At 68.8% G+C, this 14,336-nt stretch carries 13 protein-coding genes; all 13 read left to right on the top strand.

The window, feature by feature from the left end; genetic code table 11:
* Positions 1-3 precede the first annotated feature (3 nt).
* The 13 genes from WS69_RS27550 to WS69_RS27490 all read left to right on the top strand — a co-directional run bounded on the left by WS69_RS27550 (position 4) and on the right by WS69_RS27490 (position 14,319).
* Positions 4-951: a CheR family methyltransferase gene (locus WS69_RS27550; RefSeq protein ID WP_059473812.1), complete on the top strand. Its 948-nt coding sequence runs from the start codon at positions 4-6 to the stop codon at positions 949-951.
* Complete coding sequence (gene cheD, locus WS69_RS27545; protein ID WP_059473811.1) at positions 948-1,646, top strand: chemoreceptor glutamine deamidase CheD; 699 nt, start codon at positions 948-950, stop codon at positions 1,644-1,646. The genes WS69_RS27550 and cheD overlap by 4 nt, the downstream gene beginning before the upstream one ends.
* A 5-nt stretch (positions 1,647-1,651) precedes the next feature.
* Positions 1,652-2,740: a protein-glutamate methylesterase/protein-glutamine glutaminase gene (locus WS69_RS27540; protein ID WP_059473847.1), complete on the top strand. Its 1,089-nt coding sequence runs from the start codon at positions 1,652-1,654 to the stop codon at positions 2,738-2,740.
* A gap of 49 nt (positions 2,741-2,789) precedes the next feature.
* A complete protein-coding gene (gene cheY / locus WS69_RS27535) occupies positions 2,790-3,185 on the top strand; it encodes a chemotaxis response regulator CheY (protein ID WP_059473810.1) in 396 nt (131 codons plus the stop codon).
* A gap of 1 nt (position 3,186) precedes the next feature.
* Entirely contained in the window at positions 3,187-3,915 is a 729-nt protein-coding gene (gene cheZ, locus WS69_RS27530) for a protein phosphatase CheZ (RefSeq protein ID WP_059473809.1), read from the top strand.
* Between the two features lie 202 nt (positions 3,916-4,117).
* On the top strand, positions 4,118-4,621 hold the full coding sequence (locus WS69_RS27525; RefSeq protein WP_059473808.1) for a DUF2844 domain-containing protein: 504 nt from the start codon (positions 4,118-4,120) through the stop codon (positions 4,619-4,621).
* 22 nt (positions 4,622-4,643) lie between these two features.
* Positions 4,644-5,927, top strand: coding sequence for a DUF3443 domain-containing protein (locus WS69_RS27520; RefSeq protein WP_059473807.1), 1,284 nt, complete (start codon positions 4,644-4,646; stop codon positions 5,925-5,927).
* 186 nt (positions 5,928-6,113) lie between these two features.
* Positions 6,114-6,614, top strand: a complete 501-nt coding sequence (locus WS69_RS27515; RefSeq protein ID WP_059473806.1) for a VOC family protein — start codon at positions 6,114-6,116, stop codon at positions 6,612-6,614.
* Between the two features lie 88 nt (positions 6,615-6,702).
* Positions 6,703-8,169, top strand: a complete 1,467-nt coding sequence (locus WS69_RS27510; protein WP_059473805.1) for a phytoene desaturase family protein — start codon at positions 6,703-6,705, stop codon at positions 8,167-8,169.
* 325 nt (positions 8,170-8,494) lie between these two features.
* Positions 8,495-9,700: a flagellar biosynthesis protein FlhB gene (gene flhB / locus WS69_RS27505; RefSeq protein ID WP_059473846.1), complete on the top strand. Its 1,206-nt coding sequence runs from the start codon at positions 8,495-8,497 to the stop codon at positions 9,698-9,700.
* Positions 9,697-11,799 (top strand): flagellar biosynthesis protein FlhA, encoded by a 2,103-nt coding sequence (flhA, locus tag WS69_RS27500; RefSeq protein ID WP_059473804.1) that lies wholly within the window; start codon positions 9,697-9,699, stop codon positions 11,797-11,799. Before flhB ends, flhA begins: the two co-directional genes overlap by 4 nt.
* On the top strand, positions 11,796-13,514 hold the full coding sequence (gene flhF, locus WS69_RS27495) for a flagellar biosynthesis protein FlhF (RefSeq protein WP_059473803.1): 1,719 nt from the start codon (positions 11,796-11,798) through the stop codon (positions 13,512-13,514). The genes flhA and flhF overlap by 4 nt, the downstream gene beginning before the upstream one ends.
* Positions 13,507-14,319 (top strand): MinD/ParA family ATP-binding protein, encoded by an 813-nt coding sequence (locus tag WS69_RS27490; protein ID WP_059473802.1) that lies wholly within the window; start codon positions 13,507-13,509, stop codon positions 14,317-14,319. The genes flhF and WS69_RS27490 overlap by 8 nt, the downstream gene beginning before the upstream one ends.
* The last annotated feature ends 17 nt before the right edge of the window (positions 14,320-14,336 follow it).

The following is a 14,336-nucleotide window of genomic DNA, read 5'->3' as shown; positions in this document are numbered from 1 at the left end:
GCCATGATGCCCGCACGCGCCGCCTCTCGTCTCGACGCACTCGAACCGCAAGAACGGTCGGGCGACGCTGCGCGGGACTTCGAATTCACGTCCGCCGACTTCACGAAGATCCGCGCGCTGATCCATCGGCGCGCGGGCATCTCGCTGTCCGAGCACAAGCGCGACATGGCATACAGCCGCCTTGCGCGGCGCCTGCGCGCGCGCGGACTCAACCGTTTCTGCGACTACCTCGAGCTGCTCGAGCGTGAAAACGACCCGGCCGAATGGGAAGCGTTCACGAACTCGCTGACGACGAACCTGACTGCGTTCTTCCGCGAGTCGCATCACTTCCCGATCCTCGCCGAATTCGTCAAGCGCCGCGAACAGCCGGTATCGGTGTGGTGCTCGGCGGCGTCGACGGGCGAAGAGCCGTATTCGATCGCGATGACGCTCGTCGAGGCGCTCGGCGATTCGGCCGCGCGCTCGGCGACCGTGCTCGCGACCGACCTCGACACGCAGGTGCTCGCGAAGGCGGAAGCTGGCGTCTATGCGTTCGAGCAGGTGAAGCACCTGTCGCCCGAGCGGCTCAAGCGCTTCTTCCTGAAAGGCACGGGTACGCAGGCGGGCCGCGTGAAGGTGCGCCCCGAGCTGCGCGCGATGATCCGCTTCGCGCAGCTCAACTTGACGGACGCCGACTACGGCTTCACGAAGCCGTTCGACGCGATCTTCTGCCGCAACGTGATGATCTACTTCGACAAGCCGACGCAGTCGCAGGTGCTCGCGCGCTTCGAGCCGCTGATGAAGCCGGGCGGCCTGTTGTTCGCCGGCCATTCGGAGAACTTCACGTACGTGACGCAGGCGTTCCATCTGCGCGGGCAGACGGTCTACGAGCTGACGCGCGACGGGTATTCCGCCGCGCCGCGCGTGCGTTCGCGCATCGGCGCGGCCGCGGCCGAGGAGGAACTCCGATGAGCGGGCTGCCGATCGCGACCAATCATTATTTCGACGCGCACTTCCACCGCCGCGGCGTGAAGCTGCTGCCGAACGAGTTCTACACGACACGCGAGGACATGGTGCTCGTCACCGTGCTCGGCTCGTGCGTCGCCGCGTGCCTGCACGATCCGATCGCGCGGATCGGCGGGATGAACCACTTCATGCTGCCGGACGACGGCGCGGACCCGTCCGCCGCCGCGTCCGAATCGATGCGCTACGGCGCGTACGCGATGGAAGTGCTGATCAACGAGCTCATCAAGGCGGGCGGCCGCCGCGAGCGCTTCGAAGCGAAGGTGTTCGGCGGCGCGGCCGTGCTCGCCGGGATGACGACGATCAACATCGGCGATCGCAACGCCGATTTCGCGCGCCGCTATCTCGCGCTCGAGCGCATCCGCATCACCGCCGAGGATCTGCAGGGCGTGCATCCGCGCAAGGTCGCGTTCATGCCGCACACGGGGCAGGCGATGGTGAAGAAGTTGCGCGTGCAGGCGCCCGACGTCGCCGAGCGGGAAGCCGCGCTCGCGCGCGAGGCGCGGGGCGAGCGCGCCGCCCGTCCGCGCCCGCGCGTCGAGCTGTTCGGGACGCCCGCGCCCAAGGCGGATGCGAAGCCCCGCATCGAATTGTTCGGTACGCGGGCCGCGTCGCAGCCCGCCACAAGAAAGCAGGAGGCTTGAACGCTGTGCAGAAGAAAATCAAAGTGCTGTGTGTCGACGATTCGGCGCTGATCCGCAGCTTGATGACCGAAATCATCAACAGCCAGCCCGACATGGAGGTGTGCGCGACGGCGCCCGATCCGCTCGTCGCGCGCGAGCTGATCAAGCAGCACAACCCGGACGTGCTGACGCTCGACGTCGAAATGCCGCGGATGGACGGCCTCGACTTCCTCGAGAAGCTGATGCGCCTGCGGCCGATGCCGGTCGTGATGGTGTCGTCGCTGACCGAGCGCGGCTCGGAAATCACGCTGCGCGCGCTCGAGCTCGGCGCGGTCGACTTCGTCACGAAGCCGCGCGTCGGGATTCGCGACGGGATGCTCGAATACTCGGAAAGGCTGGCCGACAAGGTGCGCGCCGCGTCGCGCGCGCGCGTGCGGCAGAATCCGCAGCCGCACGCGGCCGCCGCCGCGCCCGGCCACGCCGGCGCCGCCGCGCCGCTCATCAACAATCCGCTCGTCAGTACCGAGAAGCTGATCATCGTCGGTGCGTCGACGGGCGGCACCGAGGCGATCCGCGAGGTGCTGACGCCGCTGCCGCCCGACGCGCCCGCCGTCCTGATCGCGCAGCACATGCCGCCCGGCTTCACGCGCTCGTTCGCGCAGCGCCTGAACGGACTGTGCCGGATCTCGGTGAAGGAGGCGGAGCACGGCGAGCGCGTGCTGCCGGGCCACGCGTACATCGCGCCCGGCCACGCGCACCTGCTGCTCGCGCGAAGCGGCGCGAACTACATCGCGCATCTGTCGGACGATCCGCCCGTCAACCGCCATCGCCCGTCGGTCGACGTGCTGTTCCGCTCGGCCGCGCAGCACGCGGGCAAGAACGCGCTCGGCGTGATCCTGACCGGGATGGGCCGCGACGGCGCGGCCGGGCTGCTTGAAATGAAAAAGGCGGGCGCGTATACGTTCGCCCAGGACGAGGCGAGCTGCGTCGTGTTCGGGATGCCGCGCGAGGCGATCGCGATGGGCGGCGTCGACGACGTCGCGCCCCTTTCCGACATGAGTCGCCGTATCATGGCGCGCCTTGCGTCGATGGGCGACCGCGTGCAGCGCGTGTAACCCTAGGCGCGACCGTTACAGGACACGAATCAGGAAAGGAACAGAGATGATGGACAAGAGCATGAAGATTTTGGTGGTGGACGATTTTCCGACGATGCGTCGGATCGTCCGCAACTTGTTGAAAGAGCTGGGCTATTCGAACGTCGACGAGGCGGAGGACGGCCTCGCCGGGCTTGCGCGGCTGCGCGGCGGCGGCTACGACTTCGTGATCTCCGACTGGAACATGCCGAACCTCGACGGCCTCGCGATGCTGAAGGAGATCCGCGCGGACGCGTCGCTGTCGCATCTGCCGGTGCTGATGGTGACGGCCGAGTCGAAGAAGGAGAACATCATCGCGGCCGCGCAGGCGGGCGCGAGCGGCTATGTCGTGAAGCCCTTTACGGCGGCGACCCTCGACGAGAAGCTCAACAAGATTCTGGAAAAGATGGCGAAAGCGGGGAGCTGACGTGAACGAGCCGATCAATGCGGCGCTTGCCGGCGCGAGTGCCGACGAACGCCTTGCCGACGCCGCCGATCTGGCGAGCGACCGTATTCTCGCGCGCATCGGCCAGCTGACGCGCACGCTGCGCGACTCGATGCGCGAGCTGGGACTCGACAAGCACGTCGAGAAGGCAGCGGAAGCCGTGCCGGATGCGCGCGATCGGCTGCGCTACGTCGTCGCGATGACCGAGCAGGCGGCCGAGCGCGTGCTGACCGCGATCGAGATCGCGAAGCCCGTGCAGGTGCGCCTGCAGGAAGAGGCCGCGGCGCTCGACGCGCGCTGGGCGAAGTGGTACGAATCGCCGATCGAGCGCGCGGAAGTGCGCGTCCTGATGGACGACACGCGTGCGTTCCTGCGCGCGTTGCCGGAGGCGACGGGCGCGACCAACGCGCAATTGCTCGAGATCATGCTCGCGCAGGACTTCCAGGATCTGACGGGCCAGGTGATCAAGAAGATCATGGATATGGTCTATCTGATCGAGCAGCAACTGCTGACCGTGCTGGTCGAAAACATCGCGCCCGAACGGCGCGAGCAGTTCGCCGCAACGGCCGCCGCGCTCGCCGCCGAGCAGGCGGGCGGCGCGATCACGCCGGAATCGCTGCTGAATGGGCCGCAAATCAACCCGGAAGGGAAGGCGGATGTCGTGCAGGATCAGGCGCAAGTCGACGATCTGCTGGCGAGCCTCGGCTTTTGAGTCGATTTGTTTTGCAGTATTTAAGAGATCGTCAAGATTAATGCCAATAGGCTCCTGACATAAGAGACAGGCATACTACGCTCCTGGTTTGCAGGCGCTCGATGGCTTTCTTTTCGCTTTCGATTGTCGATAATGAGCGGTGCGTGAACCGGCAGACGTCACGCCGCCCGAGATGCAGAGCCTGAATTCGAGGAGGAATGGAGTGAGATCGAGTCGATTTCGCCGGATCGCCGCGACGGCGGCCGGCTTCATGTGCGCGTGGCTTGCCGCGCCCGTCCACGCGGGCCTCGGCGGCGCGCCGATGACACCGCCCGCCGCGGATACCGCCGCGACGGTGCGTTCGATGCAGCGCAGCATCCATGCGGCGGGCGGCGCATCGACGGCCGCCGTCGGCTACACAGTGCGGGAAACCACGCTCGGCTCGGGCACTGTCGTGCGCGAGTACGTCTCGACGGCAGGCACCGTGTTCGCGTTGTCGTGGCGAGGCCCCGTCGCGCCGGATCTCTCTGATCTGCTCGGCAGCTATTTCCCGCAATACGAGGCGGGCGTGAAGGCGTCCCACGCCGCACGCGGGCCGCGCGCGCCGGCCGCGATCGACACGAGCGGGCTCGTCGTCCACACGGGCGGCCACATGGGCTCGTACTCCGGTCAGGCGTGGCTGCCGCAGGCGCTGCCTGCCGGCTTCTCCAGCAACGACGTCCAGTGATCGCGACGGGAGGGGACAGATCTTGCGCTTCCAATACACTCTGACTCGCTGGCTCGGCGCGCTGAGCCTCGCCGCGGCCACGGTCGCACTCGTCGCCGCTTGCGGCGGCGGGGGCGACGGCGGCTCGAACGCGTCCGTCAACACCGGTTCCGGCGGCGGCAGCACGTCCGCGGGCGGTGGTTCGGGCGGCTCGTCCGGCACGCCGCTCGCGTCGAACCAGGCGGCGATCACCGTCAGCACGGGCGTCGCGACCGTCGTCAACATGCCGACCGTCAGCGTGACGATCTGCGCGCCCGGCACGTCGACGTGCCAGACGATCGACAACGTGCTCGTCGACACTGCGTCGTACGGGCTGCGGATCGTCAACACCGCCGCGTCGAACGTGCTCGGCAGCCTGCCCGTGTCGAGCGTGAGCGGCGGCGCGCTCGTCGAGTGCGGCAAGTTCGTGACGAGCTACACATGGGGCACCGTGCGCACCGCCGACGTGAAGATCGCCGGCGAACAGGCGAGCTCGCTGCCGGTCCAGATCATCGGCGACCTCGGCACGTCCGGCGTGCCGACGTCGTGCTCGAACGGCAATTCGCCGTCGAACACGGCCGCCGACCTCGGCGCGAACGGCATCCTCGGGATCGGGCCCGCGCCGTACGACTGCGGCGCGAACTGCGTGACGTCGACGCTCTACAGCAACTACTATGCGTGCCCGAACGGCAACTCGAGCTGCCAGGTCACGACGGTGCCGCTCGCGCAGCAGGTCGCGAATCCGGTGCCGCGCTTTCCGGCCGACAACAACGGCGTGGTCGTCGCGATGAATCCGCCGTCAGGCGGCAGTGCGACCGGCACGCTGACGTTCGGCATCAACACGCAGGCGAACAACGCGCTGCCGGCGGGCGTGACCAAGCTCACGTCGACGACGGCGGGCGACCTGACGGGCACGTTGCTCGGCCGCGCGATCAGTACGGCGTTCTTCGACACCGGATCGAACGCGTACTTCTTCGACACGGGCGGCAGTACGGCCGTCACGCTGCCCGTTTGCAGCAACAACTCGTCGTTCTACTGCCCATCGACCACGCAGTCGACGACGGCCACCGTCATCGGCCTGAACGGCGCGCAGGCGTCGCCGTCGATCTCGATCGCCAACGCGAACTCGCTGTTCTCGTCGTACAAGTCCGCGGTGCCGAACCTGGGCGGTCCGTTCGGCGACACACGGATGCTCGACTTCGGTCTGCCGCACTTCTTCGGCAAGACGCTGTACTTCGGGATGGACCAGAGCGGCAGCGGCGGGCCGGCCCCATATATCGCATTCTGACGCAACGGGCGGCGCGCGCCGGCATCCGGGGCTCCGGGCGCCGGCGCGCCGCACACTGACGACAAAGGGCGCGAGAAATCGCGCCCTTTTGCATGGAGCACTACGAAAGATGCGCGGCCGCACGCGCCGCGAGCGCCTATCATCGTCAGGTTGTTCCGCAGAGGAAGACTCACGAGGAGAGACGTCATGGCGGCACGTGTGCAGCGCATCACCCCCTTCCTGTGGTTCGACGGCAACGCCGAGGAAGCCGCGACGTTCTACGTATCGGTGTTCGACGACGCAAAGATCACGCGCGTCGCCCGCTACGGCAGCGAGGGCGCGCAGGCGTCCGGGCAGGGCGAGGGCACCGTGATGACGGTCGCCTTCGAGCTCGACGGCCAGAGCTTTGTCGCGCTGAACGGCGGCCCCGCGTTCCAGTTCAATCCGGCCGTGTCGTTCGTCGTCAACTGCGCAACGCAGGACGAGATCGATTACTACTGGCGCCGGCTGTCCGAGGGCGGCGACGAGAGCGCGCAGCAGTGCGGCTGGCTCAAGGACCGCTTCGGGCTGTCGTGGCAGATCGTGCCCGCGCAACTGCCGGAACTGCTGACGGGCGCCGATCCGTCGAAGGCGTCGCGCACGATGCAGGCGCTGATGCAGATGAAGAAAATCGACCTCGCGGCGCTGCAGCGGGCCGCGGCCGGCTGAGCGCCCGCCTGCCGTTTCGCTGCCGTCGGTCCTTCGCGTTCGCCGCCTTTCGACGACAATACGGGCTTCTCCGCAGCGGAGACACGGAATGAAGCCAATCGGTGTGACGCGTGTCGCGATCGTCGGCGGCGGCGTGGCGGGCCTTGCGGCGGGCGTCGAGCTCGCGCGCCGGGGCTGCGATGTGCGGCTTTACGAGGCACGCGACGTGGTGGGCGGATGCGCATCGACGACCGACGTCGACGGCTTTCGCTTCAACGACGGCGCGCTGTTCGTCGCGCTGCCGCGCCTGCTCGATCACGCGTTCGCGCGGCTCGGGCTCGATCGCGCGGCATGCGCGCCGCTGCGGCCGATCACGGTGCCGCAGGCGTCGTGGCTGCCGGACGGCACGCGTGTGACGCTCGGCGCGCGCGGTGCGGCGTTCGTCGACGGTGCGCAAGGCGCCGAGCGCAGCGCGGTGCTGCGGGCGGAGATTGCGCGCTGCGTCGACAAATGGCGGCCGCTGCTGCAGGTCTTCGTCGACGATCTGCTGATCCGGCCGCGGTCGCTGCCGCATTTCCTCGCGAAGACTTGGCGTCATCTGCCGAAGCTGCGCGGCACGCTCGCGGCCGAGCTCGCGCGCGATTTCTCCGATCCGGACGCGCGCGCGGCGCTCGCCGCGGTCACGCTGTACACGGGGCTGCCCGCCGAGCGCACGCCTGTCTCGCAGATCGTCGGATTGATCGCGCTCCTCGACGACGGCCTGTATTTGCCCGAAGGCGGGATGGGCGCGATTCCGCGCGCGCTCGCGGACGCGTTCGTTGCGCACGGCGGACAGGTGCACACGGGGGCGGCGGTCATGCGGATTCGCGTCGCGGGCGGCCGCGTGCGTGGGCTCACGCTCGCGTCGGGCAAGCAGATCGACGCGGATGCGGTCGTGTCGACCGTGAGCGGGATGGCGACGTTCGCGCGCCTCGTCGAGGCTGCCGACGCGCCGCGAGCGATGTTGCGCCGCGTCGCCCGCGCGCCTTTGTCGCATCGCGTGCTCGGCATCCAGCTCGGGCTGCGCAACCGGATCGAGCCCGTCGCGTATTCGGTCAACCATCTGCCGCCCGCGGGCGACCAGCGGGCGATGCTGTCGCCGCAGCCGGACGGCGTGCGTTGGTTCAACTACACGGTGCCGACGGTCACGCTGCCCGGGCTCGCGCCGCCGGGCGGCAGCATTGTCGAGATGTTCGCGGCCGTCGACGCGCACACGCCGCTCGACGCGTGGACCGACGCCGCGAAGACGGCGGCCGCGCAGCCCTGGATCGACGCGCTCGCGGGCCGGCACCGGCTCGACATCGCGACGCTGCGCGTGACGAGCCCGCGGGGTCATGCGGAGCGGCTCGGCCTGTACGAAGGCGCGCTTTACGGGCTGTCGCCCGCCGCGCGGCCGGATCAGCAGTTTCCACACGCGATGCCGATCGACGGGCTGTATCTCGCCGGCCAGACGACATATCCGGGCTTCGGCGTGACGACATCGATGCTGTCGGGCGTCTTCGCGGCCGACGCGCTCGCGTCGCGCGCGTTGCGGTGAGCGGCGGGCGGGCGCGGGCGCTCGAGCATAGGCGCCGAGCGCCGGGCTCGCCGCAAACACGCCCTTCGAGACCGCGTCGGCGTTTTCCAGCGGGCGGGCCCGTTTCGGCGGCGCGCGCGGCAAGCATGAAGACGTTGGCTGCAAGGGTCGCCCGCCGCCGATCCCGCCCCCAAAACCCGCTTAACGCCCGCCCTTCAACGCCGCAACCGATTCCGAGAAATACCCCCGTTTCCCCGCTTTCCTCGACCGATCGCCCGTTGACCGCCGCGGGAATAATCGGTGTCACTGAAAAGCGGCATCCCGCCGCGCCCGCATGGAGGCCCTCGTGGCAGAGGACAGCGATCTCGAACGGACAGAAGCCGCGACGCCCAAGCGCCGCGAGAAGGCGCGCGAGGAGGGGCAGGTCGCGCGCTCGCGCGAGCTGGCTTCGTTCGCGCTGCTGTCGGCGGGCTTCTACGGCGCGTGGCTCCTGTCCGGCCCGATCAGCGAGCATCTGCGCACGATGCTGCACGCGGCGTTCTCGTTCGACCGCGCAACCGCGTTCGACACCCATCGGATGCTGTCGCACGCGGGCAGCCTGAGCCTCGAAGGTCTCTACGCGCTCGCGCCCTTGCTCGCGCTGACGGGCGTCGCGGCGCTCGCCGCGCCGATGGCGCTCGGCGGCTGGCTCGTGTCGACGAAGACGTTCGAGCTGAAGTTCGAGCGCCTGAATCCGATCACGGGCCTCGGCCGCATTTTCTCGATTCAAGGGCCGATCCAGCTCGGGATGTCGATCGCGAAGACGCTCGTCGTCGGCGGGATCGGCGGCATCGCGATCTGGCGCAGCAAGGACGAATTGCTCGGCCTCGCGACGCAGCCGCTCCACGCGGCGCTCGCCGACGCGCTGCATCTCGTCGCCGTGTGCTGCGGGATGACGGTCGCGGGAATGCTCGTCGTCGCGGGCCTCGACGTGCCGTATCAACTCTGGCAGTACAACAAGAAGCTGCGCATGACGAAGGAAGAAGTGAAGCGCGAACACCGCGAGAACGAAGGCGATCCACATGTGAAGGGCCGGATTCGCCAACAGCAGCGCGCGATGGCGCGCCGCCGGATGATGGCGAACGTGCCGACGGCCGACGTCGTCGTCACGAACCCGACGCACTTCGCGGTCGCGCTCAAGTACACGGACGGCGAGATGCGCGCGCCGAAGGTCGTCGCGAAGGGCGTGAACCTCGTCGCCGCGCGGATCCGCGAGCTCGCGGCCGAGCACCACGTGCCGCTCCTCGAAGCGCCGCCGCTCGCTCGCGCGCTCTATCACAACGTCGATCTCGAACGCGAGATTCCGGGCACGCTGTATTCGGCCGTCGCCGAAGTGCTCGCGTGGGTGTATCAGCTGAAGCGCTTCCGCGCCGAAGGCGGGATCGCGCCCGAGACGCCCGTCGATCTCGAGGTGCCCGCCGAGCTCGACAAGGGCAAGCACGTCGCGCCGGAAGACGAGCAGGAAGAGGCTGACGACGTGCTTGGCCGTCACGCCGCCGGAGGCGCCGCATGAACATGCCGGCCGGTTTCCTCGGCAAGCGCGCGCAGCTTCTCGACGGCGCGAACCTGCGCGCGCTCGCGGGCCCGATCCTCATCTGCATGATTCTCGGGATGATGATCCTGCCGCTGCCGCCGCTGCTGCTCGATCTGTTCTTCACGTTCAACATCGCGCTGTCGGTGATGGTGCTGCTCGTCAGCATGTACACGATGAAGCCGCTCGACTTCGCCGCATTCCCGAGCGTGCTGCTGTTCTCGACGCTCTTGCGCCTGTCGCTGAACGTCGCGTCGACGCGCGTCGTGCTGCTCGAAGGCCACACGGGCCCCGACGCGGCCGGCCAGGTGATCGAGGCGTTCGGCCACTTCCTCGTCGGCGGCAACTTCGCAGTCGGCATCGTCGTGTTCGTGATCCTGATGATCATCAACTTCATGGTGATCACGAAGGGCGCGGGCCGGATCGCCGAAGTGTCCGCGCGCTTCACGCTCGACGCGATGCCCGGCAAGCAGATGGCGATCGACGCCGACCTCAACGCCGGCCTCATCAACGAAGAGCAGGCGAAGAAGCGCCGCCAGGCGGTCGCGCAGGAAGCGGAGTTCTACGGGTCGATGGACGGTGCGTCGAAGTTCGTGCGCGGCGACGCGATCGCGGGCCTCATCATCATGGCGATCAACGTGATCGGCGGCCTGATCGTCGGGATGCTCCAGCACGACATGAGCTTCGCCGCGGCGGGCAAGAACTACACGCTGCTCACGATCGGCGACGGCCTCGTCGCGCAGATCCCGTCGCTCGTGATCTCGACCGCGGCGGGCGTGATCGTGTCGCGCGTCGCGACCGACGAGGACATCGGCACGCAGCTCACGACGCAGCTCTTCACGAACCCGCGCGTCTTGATGATCACGGGCTCGATCATCGTGCTGATGGGCCTCATCCCGAACATGCCGCACTTCGCGTTCCTGCTGCTCGGCGCCGGCGCGATCTGGCTGTCGCGGACGTTGACGAAGCGCGAAGCCGCGAGGAAGGCGGCGGGCATGGTCGCCGAGATCGCGCCGCCGGCAGCGCTGCCGGCCGACAGCCACGAAGCGACTTGGGAAGACGTCACGCTCATCGATCCGCTCGGCCTCGAAGTCGGCTATCGGCTGATTCCGCTCGTCGACAAGAACACCGACGGCGAACTGCTCAAGCGGATCAAGAGCATCCGCAAGAAGTTCGCGCAGGAAATCGGCTTCCTGCCGCCCGTCATCCATATCCGCGACAACCTCGAGCTGCGTCCGAACGCTTACCGGATCGCGCTGAAGGGCGTCGAGGTCGGCGTCGGCGAAGCGTACCCGGGTCAGTGGCTCGCGATCAATCCGGGCCAGGTGACGGCCGCGCTGCCGGGCGCGCCGACGCAGGACCCGGCGTTCGGGCTGCCCGCCGTCTGGATCGACACGTCGTTGCGCGAGCAGGCGCAGGTGTACGGCTACACGGTCGTCGACGCGAGCACGGTCGTCGCGACGCACCTCAATCACCTCGTCGTCCAGCACGCGGCCGAGCTGCTCGGCCGCCAGGAAGTGCAGGCGCTCATCGAGCGGACCGGCAAGGATGCGCCGTCGCTCGTCGAGGACCTCGTGCCGAAGACGATCTCGCTCACCACGCTGCAGAAGGTGCTGCAGAACCTGCTCGACGAGGGCGTGCCGATCCGCGACATGCGCACGATCATCGAGGCCGTGTCCGAGCAGGCGGGCCGCATCACCGATCCGTACGAGCTCACGGCCGCCGTGCGTCTCGCGCTTGGCCGCGCGATCACTCAGCAGTGGTATCCGGGCGTGGGCGAGATGCAGGTGATGGGACTCGACGCGAATCTCGAGCGCGTGCTGTCGCAGGCGCTCGCCACCGGCGCGAATCCTGGCCTCGAGCCGGGCCTCGCGCACACGCTGCTCATCGGCACGCAAGACGCGATGCTGCGTCAACAGAACATGGGGCTGCCGCCCGTGCTGCTCGTCCAGCACGCGCTGCGCGCGATGCTCGCGCGTTTCCTGCGGCGCAGCCTGCCGCAATTGAAAGTGCTGTCCTACGCCGAAGTGCCGGACACGCGCACGATCAAGGTCGTTAACGTCATCGGGGGTACCGCTTGAACATTCGCAAATTCATTGGCCCGACGAGCCGCGACGCGCTGCGCCTCGTGCGCGAAGCGATGGGCGCCGACGCGGCGGTACTGTCCAACCGGACGCTCGACGACGGTCGTGTCGAGATCGTCGCGCTGCCCGCCGCCGAGCTCGCCGAAATCTCGACGCAGCGCGCGGCCGCCGAAGCCGCACACGGCGCGGCCCAGCCGCAGCCGCAAGCGCTGCGCCAGCCGGCGCTGTATCCGTCTTCAGCGCCGTCGTTCGCGTCGCCCGCCGCCTCGGTCATCTTTCCTTCGGCGAACGCGTCGGCGCTGCGCGCCGCCGCGAATCCTTACGCGGCGGGCGGCATCCCCGACGTGTTCTCGTCGGTGTTCGGCGCGAGCGTCGATGCGGCAGCCGACGACGATGCGCCGGCCGCCGTCGCGCAGCCGGCCTCTGCGCCGTCCGAGCCTGCACCGTGGCTCGTCGAGCATGCGAAGCGGCTGACGAAGCAGCACGAGGAACTCGTCGCGCGTCCGCGCGCGGCGACGGCTGCCCCGCATGCGCCGCGCGAGCGCGCGGCCGCCGACGAGCCGCCCGAATGGGCGCGCGACATCGTGCGCAACACCGTGCGCCGGCTGCCGGCCGACGATGCGTCAACGTCGGGGGCCGCGGCGCTGCGCCTGCCTGAAGACACGGCGACCGTCGTCGCGGACGCGGTGAAGGCGCGCATCGAGCGCATCGTCAACGACACGGTGATGCAGGAGCTCGGCTCGCTGCGCGAGCTGATGGAAGAACAGTTCGCGGGCCTGATGTGGAACGAGCGCCAGCGCCGCAATCCGGTGCACGGCGCGCTGACCAAATATCTGTTCGCGGCGGGCTTCTCCGCGCAGCTCGTGCGGATGGTCGTCGACAACCTGCCGGAAGGCGGAGGCTACGACACGCTCGACGCGGCGGCCGACTGGGCGCACACGGTGCTCGCGGCAAACCTGCCCGTGCTCGACAGCGAGGACGCGCTGATGGAGCGCGGCGGCGTGTTCGCGCTGATGGGGCCGACGGGCGTCGGCAAGACGACGACGACCGCGAAGCTCGCGGCGCGCTGCGTGATGCGCTTCGGCGCGAGCAAGGTCGCGCTCTTGACGACGGACAGCTACCGGATCGGCGGCCACGAGCAACTGCGCATCTTCGGCAAGATTCTCGGCGTGCCGGTGCACGCGGTGAAGGATGGCGGCGATCTGCAGCTCGCGCTCGCCGAGCTGCGCAACAAGCACATGGTGCTGATCGACACGATCGGCATGAGCCAGCGCGACCGCACGGTGTCCGACCAGATCGCGATGCTGCACGGCGCGGACACGCCGGTGCAGCGCCTGCTGCTGCTGAACGCGACGAGCCACGGCGACACGCTGAACGAAGTCGTGCAGGCGTACCGCAGCGCGGCCGGCCAGCCTAAAGCGGCCCTGCCCGATCTCGCGGGCTGCATCCTGACGAAGCTCGACGAGGCGAGCAACCTGGGCGGCGTGCTCGACACGGTGATCCGCTACAAGCTGCCGGTGCACTACGTGTCGACCGGCCAGAAAGTACCCGAGAACCTGTACGTCGCGACGAAGAAATTCCTGCTGAAGAGCGCGTTCTGCGCGCCGCGCGAGGATTCGCCGTTCGTGCCGCACGACGACGATCTTCCGGCGATGCTGTCCGCGTTGAGCGTGCGCGCCGGCAACGAACTGCACGAGGTCCGCTTTGGATAAACGCATCACCGACCAGGCCGAAGGATTGCGGCGCCTGCTCGCCGGACGCGCGTCGCGCGTCGTCGCGGTGACGGGCGGACCGTCGGGCGTCGGCTGCACGTCGACGGTCGCGAATCTCGCCGCGGCGCTGACCGCGCTCGGCAAGGACGTGCTCGTCGTCGACGAGCGCGCGAACGTCCGCTCGATCTCGGCGACGCTGTGCGGCTCGTGGTTGCGCGGCGGCGAGCCGGTGCGGCACGAGCTCGGATTCGCGATATGCGAGGCGTCGCGGCTCGCGCGCGGCGGCTACAGCGAGACGCAGCTCGCGACGCTCGGCGACGGCGCGGCGGACATCGTGCTGATCGACGCGCAGCTCGACGCGAACGGCGCGCTGTCGGCGCTCGCGCGCGACGCGCACGACGTGCTCGTCGTCACGCGCGTGTCGGCGTCGGCGATCACCGAGGCGTACGCGTGCATGAAGCGGCTGCATTACGCGCATGCGCTCGCGCAGTTCCGCGTGCTGACGAATCACGTGCAGAGCGCCGCCGACGCGAAGGCCGCGTACGAGAACCTCGCGGGCGTCGCGAGCCGCTATCTGCGGGTGTCGCTGTCGGACGCCGGATGCGTCGCCGCCGATACGCTGATCGAGCGCGCGCACGGACTCGCGCACACGGTGGTGGACGCGTTTCCGTCGGCGGCGGCGGCGCGCGATTACCGGCAGATCGCTGCCGATCTGCTGTATTGGCCGATGCGCCCGGGTCCGGGCGTCGGCCGGGTCCGGACGGGAAGTTCGGCGTTTGAACGGGGTGCGGCTCATGCCGCCTGAACGCCACGACGAAGAGA

Source organism: Burkholderia sp. BDU5 (genome assembly GCF_001522845.1).
Classification (GTDB): Bacteria; Pseudomonadota; Gammaproteobacteria; order Burkholderiales; family Burkholderiaceae; genus Burkholderia; species Burkholderia mayonis.
Note: the sequence above shows the minus strand (reverse complement) of the source record. Positions and strands in the feature narration are given on the sequence as shown.

Coding starts and splice junctions, on each gene's coding strand:
- WS69_RS27510 (WP_059473805.1), top strand. CDS start 6,703: ATGAAGCCAATCGGTGTGACGCGTGTCGCGATCGTCGGCGGCGGCGTG.
- WS69_RS27515 (WP_059473806.1), top strand. CDS start 6,114: ATGGCGGCACGTGTGCAGCGCATCACCCCCTTCCTGTGGTTCGACGGC.
- cheD (WP_059473811.1), top strand. CDS start 948: ATGAGCGGGCTGCCGATCGCGACCAATCATTATTTCGACGCGCACTTC.
- flhA (WP_059473804.1), top strand. CDS start 9,697: ATGAACATGCCGGCCGGTTTCCTCGGCAAGCGCGCGCAGCTTCTCGAC.
- WS69_RS27550 (WP_059473812.1), top strand. CDS start 4: ATGATGCCCGCACGCGCCGCCTCTCGTCTCGACGCACTCGAACCGCAA.
- cheY (WP_059473810.1), top strand. CDS start 2,790: ATGGACAAGAGCATGAAGATTTTGGTGGTGGACGATTTTCCGACGATG.